The organism is Nocardioides ungokensis (genome assembly GCF_013466985.1).
Lineage (GTDB): Bacteria > Actinomycetota > Actinomycetes > Propionibacteriales > Nocardioidaceae > Nocardioides > Nocardioides ungokensis.
Genome location: NZ_CP059164.1, coordinates 579,120 through 594,159 on the forward strand (window position 1 = coordinate 579,120; position 15,040 = coordinate 594,159).

At 72.8% G+C, this 15,040-nt stretch carries 17 protein-coding genes; 12 read left to right on the top strand and 5 right to left on the bottom strand.

The genetic code is table 11. From position 1 onward, the window contains the following. Window positions 1-47: 47 nt before the first annotated feature. The 3 genes from H0S67_RS02925 to H0S67_RS02935 form a co-directional block, all read right to left on the bottom strand. A complete protein-coding gene (locus H0S67_RS02925; protein WP_180935379.1) occupies window positions 48-278 on the bottom strand; it encodes a hypothetical protein in 231 nt (76 codons plus the stop codon). Window positions 279-434: 156 nt separating this feature from the next. After that, window positions 435-1,199, bottom strand: coding sequence for a sigma-70 family RNA polymerase sigma factor (locus H0S67_RS02930; protein ID WP_180935380.1), 765 nt, complete (start codon window positions 1,197-1,199; stop codon window positions 435-437). Window positions 1,200-1,330: 131 nt separating this feature from the next. Beyond that, window positions 1,331-2,218 carry an HAD family hydrolase gene (locus tag H0S67_RS02935; protein WP_180935381.1) on the bottom strand — a complete coding sequence of 296 codons (888 nt, stop codon included), beginning with the start codon at window positions 2,216-2,218 and terminating at the stop codon, window positions 1,331-1,333. Between the two features lie 63 nt (window positions 2,219-2,281). Here H0S67_RS02935 and H0S67_RS24275 point away from each other — a divergent pair, with 63 nt between their 5' ends. The 8 genes from H0S67_RS24275 (at window position 2,282) to hemB (ending at window position 10,048) form a co-directional block, all read left to right on the top strand. Then, the gene (locus tag H0S67_RS24275; protein ID WP_246355070.1) at window positions 2,282-2,473 is read left to right on the top strand and encodes a hypothetical protein; all 192 of its coding nucleotides are present in this window, start codon (window positions 2,282-2,284) and stop codon (window positions 2,471-2,473) included. Next, entirely contained in the window at window positions 2,452-3,891 is a 1,440-nt protein-coding gene (locus tag H0S67_RS02940) for an AMP-binding protein (protein WP_246355071.1), read from the top strand. Before H0S67_RS24275 ends, H0S67_RS02940 begins: the two co-directional genes overlap by 22 nt. Then, the gene (locus H0S67_RS02945; protein ID WP_180935382.1) at window positions 3,888-4,148 is read left to right on the top strand and encodes a glutaredoxin family protein; all 261 of its coding nucleotides are present in this window, start codon (window positions 3,888-3,890) and stop codon (window positions 4,146-4,148) included. Before H0S67_RS02940 ends, H0S67_RS02945 begins: the two co-directional genes overlap by 4 nt. Window positions 4,149-4,331: 183 nt before the next feature. Beyond that, window positions 4,332-5,012 (top strand): redox-sensing transcriptional repressor Rex, encoded by a 681-nt coding sequence (locus tag H0S67_RS02950; protein ID WP_180935383.1) that lies wholly within the window; start codon window positions 4,332-4,334, stop codon window positions 5,010-5,012. Then, window positions 5,009-6,301 carry a glutamyl-tRNA reductase gene (locus H0S67_RS02955; protein ID WP_180935384.1) on the top strand — a complete coding sequence of 431 codons (1,293 nt, stop codon included), beginning with the start codon at window positions 5,009-5,011 and terminating at the stop codon, window positions 6,299-6,301. Before H0S67_RS02950 ends, H0S67_RS02955 begins: the two co-directional genes overlap by 4 nt. After that, on the top strand, window positions 6,298-7,248 hold the full coding sequence (gene hemC, locus H0S67_RS02960) for a hydroxymethylbilane synthase (RefSeq protein ID WP_180935385.1): 951 nt from the start codon (window positions 6,298-6,300) through the stop codon (window positions 7,246-7,248). Before H0S67_RS02955 ends, hemC begins: the two co-directional genes overlap by 4 nt. Then, window positions 7,245-8,915 (top strand): bifunctional uroporphyrinogen-III C-methyltransferase/uroporphyrinogen-III synthase, encoded by a 1,671-nt coding sequence (locus H0S67_RS02965; RefSeq protein ID WP_180935386.1) that lies wholly within the window; start codon window positions 7,245-7,247, stop codon window positions 8,913-8,915. Before hemC ends, H0S67_RS02965 begins: the two co-directional genes overlap by 4 nt. 131 nt (window positions 8,916-9,046) lie before the next feature. After that, window positions 9,047-10,048, top strand: coding sequence for a porphobilinogen synthase (gene hemB / locus H0S67_RS02970; RefSeq protein ID WP_180935387.1), 1,002 nt, complete (start codon window positions 9,047-9,049; stop codon window positions 10,046-10,048). A 142-nt stretch (window positions 10,049-10,190) separates the two neighbouring features. Here hemB and H0S67_RS02975 read toward each other — a convergent pair whose 3' ends face one another. Beyond that, window positions 10,191-10,622, bottom strand: coding sequence for a hypothetical protein (locus tag H0S67_RS02975; protein ID WP_180935388.1), 432 nt, complete (start codon window positions 10,620-10,622; stop codon window positions 10,191-10,193). Next, the gene (locus tag H0S67_RS02980) at window positions 10,607-11,362 is read right to left on the bottom strand and encodes a hypothetical protein (RefSeq protein ID WP_180935389.1); all 756 of its coding nucleotides are present in this window, start codon (window positions 11,360-11,362) and stop codon (window positions 10,607-10,609) included. Before H0S67_RS02980 ends, H0S67_RS02975 begins: the two co-directional genes overlap by 16 nt. A gap of 262 nt (window positions 11,363-11,624) precedes the next feature. Between H0S67_RS02980 and hemL the strand changes: the two genes are divergently transcribed. The 4 genes from hemL to H0S67_RS03000 are packed head-to-tail and all read left to right on the top strand — an operon-like array spanning window position 11,625 to window position 15,034. Continuing rightward, on the top strand, window positions 11,625-12,989 hold the full coding sequence (gene hemL, locus H0S67_RS02985; RefSeq protein WP_180935390.1) for a glutamate-1-semialdehyde 2,1-aminomutase: 1,365 nt from the start codon (window positions 11,625-11,627) through the stop codon (window positions 12,987-12,989). After that, window positions 12,986-13,666: a histidine phosphatase family protein gene (locus tag H0S67_RS02990; protein WP_180935391.1), complete on the top strand. Its 681-nt coding sequence runs from the start codon at window positions 12,986-12,988 to the stop codon at window positions 13,664-13,666. The genes hemL and H0S67_RS02990 overlap by 4 nt, the downstream gene beginning before the upstream one ends. Window positions 13,667-13,668: 2 nt before the next feature. Further along, entirely contained in the window at window positions 13,669-14,280 is a 612-nt protein-coding gene (locus H0S67_RS02995) for a TlpA disulfide reductase family protein (protein ID WP_180935392.1), read from the top strand. Further along, a complete protein-coding gene (locus H0S67_RS03000; protein ID WP_180935393.1) occupies window positions 14,273-15,034 on the top strand; it encodes a cytochrome c biogenesis CcdA family protein in 762 nt (253 codons plus the stop codon). Before H0S67_RS02995 ends, H0S67_RS03000 begins: the two co-directional genes overlap by 8 nt. Window positions 15,035-15,040 lie beyond the last annotated feature (6 nt).

The following is a 15,040-nucleotide window of genomic DNA, read 5'->3' on the forward strand; positions in this document are numbered from 1 at the left end:
AGCCACGGCGAGCCGGCGCTCGCGGGCCGGACGTCGGGGCGGGAGGGTCAGGCGGCTGGTGTCGGCGGGACCAGGGCGGTCTCGGCCTCGGCCAGCAGGCGGGCGCGGAGGTCGGCGACGAACTCGGGCCGGGCCTGCGGGGCGGGGGCCTCGCTCATGGCGGCGACCAGCTCGAGCAGCTGGGAGTACCGTGCGTCGTGCGGCCCCGCGGCCGAGGGGTCCTCGACCAGGGCTGCGAACTCCTCGGCGCGTCGTTGCGCCGCGAACACGGGCTTCATCGGATCTGTCCTGTCGTCATGTCGTGCGTGTCGCTCCCCCGGGTGTGCCTCGACACGCACTCCAACGACGGGGTGGCGGGCGAGGTTACGGCGCCTCTGAAGGCGGCGGGGGCGGGGGCGACGACGGGGCCGACGACGGGGCCTGGAGGGTGCGCATCACTCGCGGATCCCCTCGGGCATCAGCTTGGCGAGGTTGCGCACCCCGCGCAGCTGGAGCTGCTTGACCGCACCGTCGCTGCGGTCCAGGACGGCAGCCGTCTCGGCGATGCTCATGCCCTGGAGGAACCGCATGATCAGGCAGTCGCGCTGCTCGACGGGCAGCTGCTGGAGCGCCCCCAGCAGGATCTCGTTGGTCAGCCCGGCGAGCACCGTCTCCTCGGGACCCTCGGTGGCGTCGTCGTGGAGCCCCATGTCCTCGGTGGAGTGCTCCAGCCGGGTGCGCCCGGCCTTGAAGTGGTCGGTCGCGAGGTTGCGAGCGATGGTCATCAACCAGGCGCCGAAGTCCTTGCCCTGCCACCGGAAGCCGGTCATGCTCCGCAGCGCGCGGAAGAACGTCTCGGAGGTGAGGTCCTCGGCGAGCGTGGTCGACCGGGTCCGGTAGTAGAGGAACCGGTGCACCGAGGGCTGGTAGTGGTCGTAGAGCATGCCGAACGCCTCGGTGTCGCCGCCGCGGGCCAGCTCGACGAGGGCGATCAGGCGGGAGCGGTCGGCCTCGGACTCCTCGGAGGAGGCCGCGAGGTCGCCGTCCCCGAACCCGTCGGGCCCGCCGGTGGCGGAGGTGATCCCGCCGTCCGTGGTGGCCTCGGACATCAGCAGCCGGGGGCCGCCGGCGACCGCGACCTGGTCGACCACCAGGAGCCGGGCGACGGCTGCGCGCAGGGCGTCGAGCCCACGCGCCACGTCCATGGCGTCCCAAGACATCGTGATGAGACCCTCCCGGTCAGCTTCCCCCGAAGCCTCGGTCATGCTACGGCGGTCGCACCCGTGCTAGGAAGGGTTGACAGGCAAAGAGTGGCCCACGCCACGTCGGTGGCGGAATGCCGGCCGGGGGCTCAGTGCCGGCGGCCTCGGAGGGACACGCCGGCGGCGACGGCGCCGGTGGCGGCCCCTGCCACCGCTCCGAACAGCAGGCCGGCCCGGGCCGCCTTGCGGCCGGTGCGGTAGTCGTGCACGCGCCACCCCATGTGACGCGCGTGGGCGCGCAGGCGGGCATCGGGGTTGATGGCGCACGGGTCCCCGACGAGGCTGAGCATCGGCAGGTCGTTCCAGGAGTCGGAGTACGCCGAGCAGGCGGCCAGGTCGAGGTTCTCCCGGGCTGCGAGCGCCTTGACCGCCTCGCCCTTGGCCGGGCCGTGGAGCAGGTCGCCCACCAGGTGCCCGGTGTAGACGCCGTCGACGTGCTCGGCGACCGTGCCCAGGGCGCCGGTCAGGCCGAGCCGGCGAGCGATGATCTGGGCGATCTCGATGGGTGCGGCCGTGACCAGCCAGACCCGTTGCCCCTGGTCGAGGTGCATCTGGGCCAGGGCCCGGGTGCCGGGCCAGATCCGGTGCGCCATCGCCTCGTCGAAGATCTCCTCCCCGAGCTCCTCGAGCTCGGCGACCGTGTGGCCGGCGATGAACGCCAGGGCGGAGCTGCGCGCGTCGGCCACGTGGTCGGGGTCCTCGACCCCGACCATCCGGAAGTAGGCCTGCTTCCACGCGGCGCCCAGGATCTCGCGGGTGGTGAAGAAGTGCCGCCGGTGCAGCCCCCGGGCGAGGTGGAAGATGCTCGCGCCCTGCATGACCGTGTTGTCCACGTCGAAGAACGCCGCCGACGTCGGGTCGGCGGGCATCAGCAGCGCGGACTCCACCTCGGCGGCAGCCGCCGCGGCCTCACCCGCGAGGGTCGAGCGCAGCTGCAGGTTCAGCGGCCGACGACTCTTGTCGGGATGCGGGTTCACACCGGCAGCGTAGACCCCGCAGAGCGGCCCCAGCACGCACACAGCGTGTGGAAGTATCCCCACATGCCTGCAGACTCCACGGCGCTGCACGACGTGGCCGACCTCGTCGCCGACGCGGCAGCGGAGAGCCCCGACAAGCTCGCGATCGTCGAGGCGGGTGGGCGGAGCCTGACCTGGGCCGGCCTCGACGACGAGGTGAACCGGGTCGCCGGCGGCCTCGGGCCGCGGGCATCGTGGCCGGCTACCGGGTGCTGATCGCGGTGGGCAACCGGCTCGAGTTCGTGACGACGTACCTCGGCGTCCTGCGGGCCCAGGCCGTGGCCGTGCCGGTCAACCCACGCGCCACCCCGGGGGAGCTGGCGAGGATGATCGCCGACTCGGGGGCCCGGATGGTCGTGGTCGACCCCGACACCGTCGGTCCGGTCCGCGACGCCGTCGCCCTGGTCGCGCACGCGATCGCGGGGGAGTACCGCCTCGACCCCGACCTGCTCTCCCGGGCCGTCGTGCCTCGCGTGGTCGTCATCGACGAGGACCCGGCCGAGGGGGAGCGCTCCTTCGAGGAGCTGCGGTCCGCCCCGCTGCGCACCTCGCTGCCGCTGCGGGACCCCGAGCGGCTCGCCGCGCTGCTCTACACCAGCGGCACCTCCGGCCGTCCCCGGGCGGCGATGCTCAGCCACCGGGCGCTGCTCGCCAACATCGACCAGGTCGCCCGCGTCGAGCCGCCGATGATGCACGGCGACGACGTGGTCCTCGGCGTCCTCCCCCTCTTCCACGTCTACGGACTCAACGCGGTCCTCGGCGGCGTGCTGAGGCACCGGGCCAAGCTGGTGCTGGTGGACCGGTTCGACCCCCAGGGCACCCTCGACCTGATCGAGGACCAGGCCTGCAGCGTCGTACCGGTCGCCCCGACGGTCTTCGCGCACTGGCGCTCCATCGACCAGCTCACCGAGCGACTCGGGCCGGTGCGGCTGATGCTCTCCGGCTCCGCGCCGCTCTCGCCCGAGCTCCTCGCGGCGTTCGTCGAGCGCACCGGCATCCCGATCCACCAGGGGTACGGCCTCACCGAGGCCGCGCCGGTCGTGACCAGCACCCTGTGCAGCGAGCAGGTCCAACCGGGCTCGGTGGGCGCCGCGCTCCCGGGGATCGGGATCCGCCTGGTCGACGAGTCGGGCCGCACCCCGGCCGGGGAGGACCCCGGCGAGATCGAGATCTCCGGCGCGAACCTCTTCAGCGGCTACTGGCCCGACGGCTCCGGAGGGCCGGGCCCGGACGGGTGGTGGGCGACCGGCGACGTCGGGTTCATCGACGGCTCCGGCGATCTCTTCCTCGTGGACCGGCTCAAGGACCTCATCATCGTGTCGGGCTTCAACGTCTACCCGGTGGAGGTCGAGGAGGTCATCCGCGAGGTGGAGGGCGTCACGGAGGCCGCGGTGATCGGGGTCGAGGACGCCACCACCGGGGAGGCAGTGGTCGCCTGGGTGCGGGCGCCGGGAGCCGACGCGGAGGCGGTGCGGGCCGCCGTCCTCGCCCACTGCGAGGAGCGGCTGGCCCGGTTCAAGCGACCGGGCCGGGTCGAGGTCGTCGACGAGCTCCCGATCACGGCCACCGGCAAGGTGCAGAAGGGGCGGCTGCGGAACATCGAGCGCCGCCGGACGCCGAGGCTGCTCGAGTGAGCGGGGCCGCTCCCCGGGTGACGCTCTACTCCCGACCCGGGTGCCACCTGTGCGACGCCGCCCGCGAGGTGGTGGCGAGGGTCTGCGCCGACCTCGGCGAGGAGTACGCCGAGATCTCGATCGACGACGACCCGGGCCTGGTCGACCGCTTCGGCGAGGAGATCCCCGTGACGTTCGTCGACGGCCGCCAGCACGACTTCTGGCGGGTCGACGAGACCCGGCTGCGCATCGCGCTCACCGCTCCGCGGCACCCCTGAGCGACCCCGGCGGGCGTGGGCCTTCTCACATGTGCTAGTCCGCGTGCCGGGTGGCCCCGGACGGCGGGTCGTCTCGGTTTGTTCTCGCGTTCACAAACTCCTACAGTGAACGAGCCGCACGGTTGAGCGCCCTGTCAGGCAGCCCTGTCAGGGGTGGCCGACCCGTCCGGCCCCATCCATGGCATGGAGACGAGAGCTGTGACTGCACGGACTTCCCCCGAGAGTGCCCGGGACATTCCCGAGGCCACCGTGGCGCGACTCCCCGTGTACCTGCGAGCCCTGACCACACTGTCCGAGCAGGGCACCGCCACCTGCTCCAGCGAGCACCTCGCCGCGGCCGCCGGCGTCAACAGCGCCAAGCTCCGCAAGGACCTCTCCTACCTCGGCAGCTACGGCACCCGCGGCGTCGGGTACGACGTCGACTACCTGCGCTACCAGATCGCCCGTGAGATCGGCGTGACCCAGGACTGGCCCGTGGTCATCGTCGGGATCGGAAACCTCGGCCACGCCCTGGCCAACTACTCCGGCTTCCGCAGCCGGGGATTCCGCGTGGTCGCGCTGCTCGACGCCGACCCCCGCCGCCACGAGGAGGTGGTCGCCGGCGTCGACGTGCGCCCCTTCGACGACCTCGAGCAGATCGTCCGGGACCACAGCGTGGCCATCGGCGTGATCGCGACCCCGGCCCTCGCCGCGCAGGACGTGGCCGACCGGATGGTCGGCTGCGGGATCACCTCCATCCTGAACTTCGCGCCCACGGTGCTCTCGGTGCCCGAGGGAGTGGACGTCCGCAAGGTCGACCTGTCCATCGAGCTGCAGATCCTCGCCTACCACGAGCAGCGCAAGACCCACGGAGCGACCACATGAGCGTCCTGGTCGTGGGGATCTCCCACAACTCCGCCCCCGTCCACCTGCTCGAGCGGGTGGCCCTCGACCGCGACGGCGTGCACAAGCTCGTCCACGACGCCGCCGCCTGCGAGCACGTCAGCGAGGCGACGGTCATCGCGACCTGCAACCGCCTCGAGATCTACGCCGACGTCGACCGCTTCCACGGCAGCGTCGAGGACGTCTCCCGCCTGCTGGTCGAGCGGGCCGACCAGTCCACCGAGGCGATGCTGCCGCACCTGTACGTGCACTACGACGACGGCGCCGTCTCCCACCTCTTCCAGGTCGCGGCCGGCCTGGACTCGATGGCCGTCGGCGAGGGCCAGATCCTCGGCCAGACCCGGGAGGCGCTGCGGCTCGGCCAGGAGCTGGGCACCGTCGGCCCCGCGCTGAACGTGCTCTTCCAGCAGGCCCTGCGGGTCGGCAAGCGCTCCCGCGCCGAGACCGACATCGACCTCGCGGCCCCCTCGCTGGTCACCGCCGCCCTCGACCGGTCCAGCGCCGCGGTCGGCGACCTGGCCGGCAAGAGGGTCCTGGTGGTCGGCGCCGGCGCCATGGCCGGCCTCGCGACGGCGACCGTCGCCCGCCTGGGCGCGGGCGAGATCACCGTCGCGAACCGGAGCGCCGAGCGGGCCGCCCGCCTGGCCGGTGAGTACGGCGGCCGTCCGACGCCGCTGTCCGCGCTCGCCGTCGAGCTGGAGCGGGCCGACGTCGTCATCGCCTGCGCCGGGGCGACCGGCCTGCTGGTCACCGTGGAGATGGTCGAGGCGGCGCGACCGGACCAGCGACCCATGTCGATCATCGACCTGGCGCTCCCGCACGACGTCGACCCGGCCGTCGGACGACTCCCGGGCATCACCCTGATCAACCTCGCCGAGCTCGCTGCCGAGCTGCACGAGTCCGAGGCCGGACGCGAGGTGCTCGAGGTCCGCCGGATCGTGACCCAGGAGGTCGCGGCGTTCCTCTCCGCCCGCCGCCAGGCCAGCGTGACCCCCACCGTCGTCGCGCTCCGCTCGATGGCGACCTCGGTGGTGGAGTCCGAGATGGAGCGCCTCGTCGGCCGCCTGCCCGACCTCGACGACGCCGCGCGCGCCGAGGTGCTGCAGACGGTGCGCCGGGTCGCCGACAAGCTGCTCCACCAGCCGACCGTCCGGGTCAAGGAGCTCGCCAACGAGACGGGTGCGGTGTCCTATGCCGCGGCCCTGGCCGAGCTGTTCGCGCTCGACCCCGACGCGGTCGACGCCGTCACCCGACCGGAGGGGCTGGGATGACCAACCCGATCCGCGTGGGCACCCGGAGGTCCGTGCTCGCGACCACCCAGTCCGGCACCGTCGCGGAGCTGATCCGCACCCGCCTGGGCCGCGAGGTCGAGCTCGTCGAGGTCACCACCGAGGGCGACCGCTCCCAGGCCGACGGCACCCCGCTGACCAGCGCCGGGGGGACCGGTGTCTTCGTCGGAGCCCTGCGCGAGGCGCTGCTCCGCGGGGACGTGGACGTCGCCGTGCACTCGCTCAAGGACCTTCCGACGTACCCGCACGAGGGCATCGCCCTGGCCGCCGTACCCGGCCGTGAGGACCCCCGTGACGCCGTCGTCGCGCGCGACGGCCTCACCCTGGGCGAGCTGCCCGTCGGCAGCCGCGTCGGCACGGGGTCCCCGCGCCGGGCGGCTCAGCTGCACGCACTCGGTCTCGGTTTGGAGATCTCGGGGATCCGCGGGAACGTGGACACCCGGATCGGGAAGGTCCGCGCGGGAGAGTACGACGCCGTCGTGCTCGCCCGGGCGGGACTGGCCCGGCTCGGGAGGCTCGACGAGGCGACCGAGGTGCTCGATCCGCTGCAGGTGCTCCCCGCCCCCGGGCAGGGTGCGCTGGCGGTGGAGTGCCGGTCGAGCGACGCGCAGCTCGTGGCCGAGCTGGCGGAGCTCGACGACGACCACGCCCGGGCGGCGGTCACGGCCGAGAGGTCCGTGCTCGCCACTCTCGAGGGGGGCTGCGCGGCCCCCATCGGAGCGCTGGCCGAGGTCGTCGAGGGTGAGGACGGGAACGAGATCTGGATCAGGGCCGTCGCCCTGTCCCCGGATGGGGCGCTCTCGGTGCGGATGTCCGCAACGGGGGCCCCGGCCGACGCCGCAGGCGTGGGCCGCCGGCTGGCGAGCGAGATGCTCGCTGACGGTGCAGCACGGTTGGCAGAACCACCAGACAAGAGGCAGAACGCATGACGCGAGGCAAGTCCACCACCGCCACGACGCAGTCTCCGAGCCGGGGCTGGGTGTCGTTCGTCGGCAGCGGTCCCGGTGACCCCGGGCTGCTCACGGTCCGTGCCGTCGACCTGCTGGAGCAGGCCGACGTCGTGGTGACCGAGGTGCCCGAGCACGAGTCCCTGGTGCGGAGCCTTCTCGGCCTGCCGGAGCCGGTCGCCACCGACGACACCGAGCCCGCCGAGACGGCCGGTCCCGAGATCGTCGACGGCGGCTTCGGCGAGGACGGCCAGCCGCTGACCCACGCCGCCCGGGCCAAGGTCGTCGTCAAGCACGCCAAGAAGGGCGCGCGGGTCGTGCGCCTGATGACCGGTGACCCGTTCCTCTACGCCTCGGGCCCCGAGGAGGCGCAGGCCTGCGTCAAGGCCGGGATCGCCTTCGAGATCGTGCCCGGGGTCTCCTCGGTCAGCGCGGTCCCCGCGTACGCCGGCATCCCGCTGACCACCAAGGACAACCGCGAGGTCGCGGTCGTGACGTGTGGCGAGAAGGTCGACTGGTCGCAGTACGCCGACCGCCGCACCCTGGTGCTGCTCTCGGCCGTCGGCATGATCGGTGACATCAGCAAGGCGCTCGTGGAGGCCGGCCGGTCCCCGCAGACCCCTGTCGCGATGACGCGCGTCGGCACCACCACCGAGCAGGCCACGGTGACCTCGACCCTCGAGCACATCGCCGCGGACGCCCGCACCGCGCGGATGGCCCCGCCGGCGGTCACCGTCATCGGTGACGTGGTCGACCTGCGCGAGACGCTGTCGTGGTTCGAGACCAAGCCGCTCTTCGGCTGGCGGGTCCTGGTGCCCCGCACCAAGGAGCAGGCCGGCACCCTCTCGCAGCGCCTGCGCGGCTACGGCGCGGTGCCGGAGGAGGTGCCGACCATCTCGGTCGAGCCGCCGCGCAACCCGTTGCAGATGGACAAGGCGATCCGCGGCCTGGTCGAGGGACGCTACGAGTGGATCGCGTTCACCTCGGTCAACGCGGTCAAGGCGGTGCGCGAGAAGTTCGAGGAGTACGGCCTCGACGCCCGTGCCTTCTCGGGCCTCAAGATCGCCGCCGTCGGCGACAAGACCGCCCAGGCCATCGCCGCCTGGGGCCTGCGCGCCGACCTGGTGCCGTCCGGTGAGCAGTCCGCCGCCGGGCTGCTCGAGGACTGGCCGGAGTACGACGAGGTGCTCGACCCGATCAACCGGGTCTTCCTGCCGCGCGCGGACATCGCCACCGAGAACCTCGTGGCGGGCCTGATCGACCTCGGCTGGGAGTGCGACGACGTCACGGCGTACCGCACCGTGCGGGCCACCCCGCCGCCGGCCCCGACCCGGGACGCGATCAAGACCGGCAAGTTCGACGCGGTCGTCTTCACCTCGTCCTCGACGGTGCGCAACCTGGTCGGCATCGCCGGCAAGCCGCACCCCTCGACGATCATCGCGGTCATCGGCCCCGCCACGGCCAAGACCGCCGAGGAGCACGGCCTCCGCGTGGACGTCCTGTCGCCCAAGCCGGACGTCGAGGAGCTCGTCGACGCTCTCGCCGACTTCGGTGCCGCGCGCCGCCTCTCGATGCTGGAGGCCGGCCAGCCGGTCACCAAGCCGTCCGAGCGCAAGCCCTCCGCCCGCCGGAAGGTCCGAGCCGAGTGAAGCCGGCGAGCGAAGCGAGCAACGGCTGAGCGACGGCGAGGAGGTTGAGGTGCGAAGGCCCGCTGAGGGCCCGAGCCTCGAAACCTCGGTGAGCCGACGAGCAGCCGCAACCAGCGACCGAGGAGCAGAGCATGAGTGAAGAGACCGTCGCTGTGCCGCTCGGCGGACCGACCGTCCGGCCCCGCCGCCTGCGCACCACGCCCGCCCTGCGGCGGATGGTCGCGGAGACCTCGCTGGAGCCCCGTCAGCTGGTGCTGCCGGTCTTCGTCCGCGAAGGCCTCTCCGAGCCGCAGCCCATCTCCTCGATGCCGGGCGTCGTCCAGCACACCCGCTCCTCGCTGCTCGGCGCGGTCTCGGAGGCGGCCGAGCTCGGCCTCGGGGGCGTGATGCTCTTCGGCATCCCCGAGCACAAGGACGCCACGGGCTCCGGCGCGATCGACCCCGCCGGGATCCTCAACCTCGCCATCACCGACGTGGTGGCCGAGGTGGGCGACGCCCTGACGGTGATGAGCGACCTGTGCATCGACGAGTTCACCGACCACGGGCACTGCGGGGTCCTCACGCCGGACGGGCGGGTCGACAACGACCGGACGCTCGCGGTGTACGCCGAGATGGCGCTGGCCCAGGCCGCCGCCGGCGTCGACATGGTCGGCCCCAGCGGCATGATGGACGGCCAGGTCGCGGTGATCCGGGCGGCGCTCGACGTCGCCGAGCACACCGACGTGTCCATCCTCGCCTACTCCGCGAAGTACGCCTCGGCCTTCTACGGCCCGTTCCGCGAGGCGGTGGACTCCTCGCTGCAGGGCGACCGACGCACCTACCAGCAGGACTCCCCGAACGCCCGCGAGAGTGTCCGGGAGGCCCTCCTCGACATCGAGGAAGGGGCCGACATCGTCATGGTGAAGCCGGCGCTGGCCTACCTCGACGTCGTACGCCGCGTGCGTGACGCCGTGGACGTGCCGGTGGCGGCGTACAACATCTCGGGCGAGTACTCCATGCTCGAGGCCGCGGCCGCGCAGGGCTGGATCGACCGGGAGGTCGCGATCCTGGAGACGCTCACGTCCATCCGACGGGCCGGCGCCGACATCGTGCTGACCTACTGGGCCAGCGAGGTCGCCCGCCTCCTCGGCTGACGTCGACCCGTCACCTGGACACGCGACGGGTTCAGGCGGTCTTTCGTCTCACCGGGTCTCGGCACGCTCCGTCGCGGCTTCGCAAGCTCAGCCACGGTCGCTGCTCGACCACCGTCGATCGCGTCCGCTGACGTGTCCGCGATCAGCCCATCAGCTTGTCGATGCACTGGGTCAGCTCGTTGACCGACGTCAGCGGGTCGTCGACCACGCCCTGCGCGATGCACTTGGCGGTGGCCTCGGCCTTGGTCAGGCCGTCGTCGACCGGGGGCACCGACGGGGTCGGCAGCGGGGGAAGCGTGGTCGGCACCGGGTTGTTGCCGCCGCCACCCGGGGAGGACGGGGTGGTGGGCGTCGGCGTGGGTGCGGGCGGGTTGCTGGTCGTCGTGTTGCCGGAGGTGCCGGTGCCGGTGTTGGTGCCGCCCGGGTTGGTGCCCTGGGGCGCCGAGGGCGGCTGGTGGTGCCGCCCGGGGCCGGCCGGGGAGCTCGTGTCGGGCACGAAGTAGCCGGCCGACGTGGTGCCGTTGGGGACCGAGGTGAAGTCGCCGTCGGTGTAGGCCTTCATGATCGAGAGCACCAGGTCGACGTAGGACTGGCTGTGGTTGTAGCGGTAGACCGCGTTGCGCTGTCCCTGGGACGTCGAGAGGTCGTCGTTGCCGGCGCAGAGGTAGACCGCCGTGGCCAGGGCCGCGTCGTTGATGTCCTGCGGGTTGCGCTGGGCGTCGCCGTCGGCGTCCACGCCCACGACCGACCAGGTCGAGGGATGAACTGCATCGGGCCGACGGCGCGGTCGTACTTCGCGTCGGCGTCGTACTGGCCCGCGTCGGTGTCCCTGACCAGCCGGGTGTTGTGCGTGCCGTCCAGCGGGATGCCGAAGATGCCGGGGCGCGCGATGCCCTTGGCGTCGAGGTGGTTGCCGTTGGTGCGGCCGTGGTCGGACTCCACGCGCCCGATGGCGGCGACCAGCTGCCACGGCAGGCTGCAGGTCTTGTCGGCGGCGTTGATCACCGTCTCGGCGCGCTGGTAGGCCGCCAGGGCGGCCGACGGGATGCCGGAGGTGGACGCCGTGGACACCGCCCGGTGGCTGTTGCCGCTGATGCCGGGGGCGACCACACCCGGGACGGAGACGCTCGCCGGGGCCTTGATGGCCTCGTTGGGGACGGTGGTGCCGTCGGGGAGCGTGGTGGGGAGCTTCTGCTCGGCGGACGCGGTGGTGACGCCCACACCGGCGACGCTTGCGGTCCAGGCTGCTGACAGCATCGCCAACGGCACGAGCGCCGTCGCTCTCTGGATCCGGCCGAAACGCGATGTGGTCATCTGCTCACTCCCTGTGGTCAACCTAGCCACGTGCTCCCTCAAGCACAGGTGAACACTCAACGATCTGTGTCACACGGAGTTACGGTGCGCAGCCCCCGTTGCGACGTCTCCCACGCACTCATCCGGCATGGTGTAGACGATCGTTCCCGCAGGTCATGACGGTAAACCCGGTGCCGCCGACAAAGTGGTCTGGAGCACCCCCGGACGGCGTGGGCCGAGCCTGCCCGCACGCGGGTTGTCCGCCTCGGGGACAATCGGCGTTGTGACGCCAGCCCGACCCTCCAGCAGCCCGTCCGGACCGACCACCGGAGCGGCTCGGTCGGCCTCTCTCTTCGACCGGGCCCGCGCCGTCACCCCCGGCGGCGTGAACTCGCCGGTCCGCGCCTTCAACGCCGTGGGCGGGACCCCGCGCTTCATCCGCTCGGCCCGCGGGGCCTGGCTCACCGACGTCGACGGCAACGAGTACGTCGACCTCATCTGCTCGTGGGGGCCGATGCTGCTCGGGCACGCGCACCCAGAGGTGCAGGCCGCCGTCGCCGACGCGGTCTCGCGGGGCACGTCGTACGGCACCCCCACCGAGCCCGAGGTGGAGCTGGCCGAGGAGATCGTGGCCCGCACCCCCGTGGAGCGGGTCCGGTTCGTCTCCTCCGGCACCGAGGCCACGATGTCGGCGATCCGGCTCGCGCGCGGCTTCACCGGCCGCGACGTGGTGGTGAAGTTCGCGGGCTGCTACCACGGCCACGTCGACTCGCTGCTGGCCTCCGCGGGCTCCGGCCTCGCGACCTTCGCGGTGCCCGGCACCCCGGGCGTGCCGGAGTCGTCCACGGCGCTGACGCTGGTGCTGCCCTACAACGACCGCGCCGCGGTGGACAAGGCGTTCGCCGACCACGGCCACGAGATCGCCTGCGTGATCACCGAGGCCGCCCCCGGCAACATGGGCGTGGTCCCGCCGGAGCCGGGGTTCAACGCCTTCCTGGCCGAGACCTGCACCCGCCACGGCGCGCTGTTCATCAGCGACGAGGTGATGACCGGCTTCCGGGCCAGCCGGGAGGGCCAGTGGGGCCTCGACGGGGCGCGGGAGGGCTGGCGCCCCGACCTGATGACCTTCGGCAAGGTGATGGGCGGCGGCTTCCCGGCCGCTGCCTTCGGTGGCCGTGCCGACGTGATGTCGCGCCTCGCGCCGGAGGGGCCCGTCTACCAGGCCGGCACCCTCTCCGGGAACCCCGTCGCGACCACGGCCGGCCTCACGACGCTGCGGCTGGCGACCGACGAGGTCTACGCCCACATCGGCGCCGCGGGGGAGACCCTCAAGTCCGCGACGGCTGCCGCTCTCGCCGCGGCCGGGGTGCCGCACGTCGTGCAGGCGACCGGCACGATGTTCTCGATCTTCTTCACCGACCCCGCCGACGGGCCGGTCCGCGACTTCGCCGACGCCTCCCGCACCGACACGATTGCGTTCGGAGCCTTCTTCCACGCCATGCTGGACCGGGGCGTCTACCTGCCGCCCTCGGCGTACGAAGCGTGGTTCCTCTCCGCAGCCCACGACGACCGCGCCGTCCAGACCGTGCTCGATGCCCTGCCCGAGGCCGCCGCGGCGGCTGCCCGTGCCCACGAGGAAGCCCGATGAGCCAGACTCCCGACACGATCGTCCACCTGCTGCGCCACGGGGAGGTGCACAACCCGGACGGCGTGCTCTACGGCCGGATGGACGGCTACCACCTCTCCGACCTCGGCCGCGCGATGGCCGAGAAGGTCGCGGGGGCGATCGGCGACCGGGACATCACCCACGTGCGCGTCTCGCCGCTGGAGCGGGCCCAGGAGACCGCGCAGCCGCTCGCGGCCGCGCGCGGCGTCGACATCGTCACGGACGTCCGCGTCATCGAGTCGACCAACGTCTTCGAGGGCAAGCGCTTCGGCCAGGGCGACGGCGCGCTGCGCAGCCCCAGCGCCTGGCGGCACCTGTGGAACCCGTTCAAGCCCTCGTGGGGCGAGCCCTACAAGGAGGTCGCCGCCCGGATGATGGCGGCGGTCGAGGACGCCCGGGACGAGGCCCGCGGCCACGAGGCCGTGATCGTCTCCCACCAGCTGCCGATCTGGATCACCCGGCTGCACGTGGAGAAGCGCTCCTTCCTCCACGACCCCCGCAAGCGCCAGTGCACGCTGTGCTCGCTCACCTCGCTGCACTACGTCGGCGACCGGCTCACGCAGGTGTCCTACTCCGAGCCCGCCGGCGACCTGATCCCGACCCGTGACAAGGGCGCCCCCTTCTCGGCCGGAGGGGCACCGGAGGAACACAGGCCCTGAGCATGCCCACCCCCGGCCCCCGCCGTACCCCCTCCCGTCGTCGCCTCGCCCCTGTCCTGGCGGCCGGCCTTGCCTGCCTGCTGCTGCTGACGGGCTGCAACTCCCTGTCCGGCACCGGGGACCAGGGCTTCGTCACCAGCGACGGCTCGGTCAAGGAGGTCTCCACCGCACACCGGGGTGACGCGGTCACCCTGACCGGGCTCGACCTCGACGGCCACGACCTCGACCTCTCGTCCTTCCGCGGCAAGCCCGTGGTGGTCGTGGTGTGGGGGTCCTGGTGCACGCCCTGCCGGGCCGAGGCGCCCGACGTCGTTGCGGCGGCCAAGCAGCTCGGCGACAGCGCGCAGTTCGTCGGCATCAACATCCGGGACGGGTCCACCGACCAGGCCCGCAGCTTCGTACGCCGCTTCGGGGTGCGCTACCCGTCGTTCTACTCACCCGACGGGCAGGCGCTGCTGCCGTTCCAGGGCACCCTCAGCCCCAACTCGATCCCCAGCTTCGTGGTGCTCGACGACCAGGGGCGCGTCGCGGCCAGCATCATCGGCCAGCTGCCCTCGACGACGACGCTGGTCGACGTCGTCAAGGACGTGTCACGGGGGTCCGCCCATGGGTGAGTGGTTCCACCAGACCGCCCTGTCGGGGTCCCTGGTGCTCGCCCTGCCGGTCGCGCTCGTGGCCGGCCTGGTGTCGTTCTTCTCCCCGTGCGTGATCCCGCTGCTGCCGGGCTACCTGTCCTACGCCACCGGCCTGTCCGGTGCCGACCTCGCCAGCGGCGAGGCCGAGGCCCGGCGCGGCCGGATGCTGCTCGGCTCGCTGCTGTTCGTGGTCGGCTTCAGCGTCGTCTTCGTCGCCCTCGGCGCGCTCTCGGGCGCCGTCGGGTCGTGGCTGGTCACCTGGCGGCACACCCTCACGATCGTCCTGGGGGTCCTCACCATCGTGCTGGGCCTCGCCTTCGCCGGCCTGGTGCCGCTGCTCCAGCGCGACTGGCGGGTGCACCGGGTCCCGGCCGTCGGCCTGGCGGCCGCGCCCGTGCTCGGCTTCCTCTTCGGCCTCGGCTGGACGCCCTGCCTCGGGCCCACCCTCGCCGCGATCACCACGCTGTCGCTGAACGAGGCCACCGCCGGCCGGGGCGCGCTGCTCTCGGCGGTGTACGCCGTGGGGCTCGGCGTGCCGTTCATCCTCGCCGGGCTCGCCTACCGCCGGGCCCTGGGCGCCTTCGGCGTCGTGCGCCGGCACCAGGCCTGGGTGACGCGCATCGGCGGGCTGATGCTCGTCGTGGTCGGCCTGCTTCTCGTGACCGGCGTGTGGGACCAGGCCGTCAGCTGGCTGCAGGTCCACCTGGTCCAGTCCTCGGAGGTGACGGTGTGAGGACCC

Excerpts from the sequence above, each read along its gene's own strand:
- H0S67_RS02925 (WP_180935379.1), bottom strand. The coding sequence starts at position 278 with ATGAAGCCCGTGTTCGCGGCGCAACGACGCGCCGAGGAGTTCGCAGCC.
- H0S67_RS02930 (WP_180935380.1), bottom strand. The coding sequence starts at position 1,199 with ATGTCTTGGGACGCCATGGACGTGGCGCGTGGGCTCGACGCCCTGCGC.
- H0S67_RS24275 (WP_246355070.1), top strand. The coding sequence starts at position 2,282 with ATGCCTGCAGACTCCACGGCGCTGCACGACGTGGCCGACCTCGTCGCC.
- H0S67_RS02950 (WP_180935383.1), top strand. The coding sequence starts at position 4,332 with ATGGAGACGAGAGCTGTGACTGCACGGACTTCCCCCGAGAGTGCCCGG.
- H0S67_RS02955 (WP_180935384.1), top strand. The coding sequence starts at position 5,009 with ATGAGCGTCCTGGTCGTGGGGATCTCCCACAACTCCGCCCCCGTCCAC.
- hemC (WP_180935385.1), top strand. The coding sequence starts at position 6,298 with ATGACCAACCCGATCCGCGTGGGCACCCGGAGGTCCGTGCTCGCGACC.
- H0S67_RS02965 (WP_180935386.1), top strand. The coding sequence starts at position 7,245 with ATGACGCGAGGCAAGTCCACCACCGCCACGACGCAGTCTCCGAGCCGG.
- hemB (WP_180935387.1), top strand. The coding sequence starts at position 9,047 with ATGAGTGAAGAGACCGTCGCTGTGCCGCTCGGCGGACCGACCGTCCGG.
- H0S67_RS02980 (WP_180935389.1), bottom strand. The coding sequence starts at position 11,362 with ATGACCACATCGCGTTTCGGCCGGATCCAGAGAGCGACGGCGCTCGTG.
- H0S67_RS02990 (WP_180935391.1), top strand. The coding sequence starts at position 12,986 with ATGAGCCAGACTCCCGACACGATCGTCCACCTGCTGCGCCACGGGGAG.
- H0S67_RS02995 (WP_180935392.1), top strand. The coding sequence starts at position 13,669 with ATGCCCACCCCCGGCCCCCGCCGTACCCCCTCCCGTCGTCGCCTCGCC.
- H0S67_RS03000 (WP_180935393.1), top strand. The coding sequence starts at position 14,273 with ATGGGTGAGTGGTTCCACCAGACCGCCCTGTCGGGGTCCCTGGTGCTC.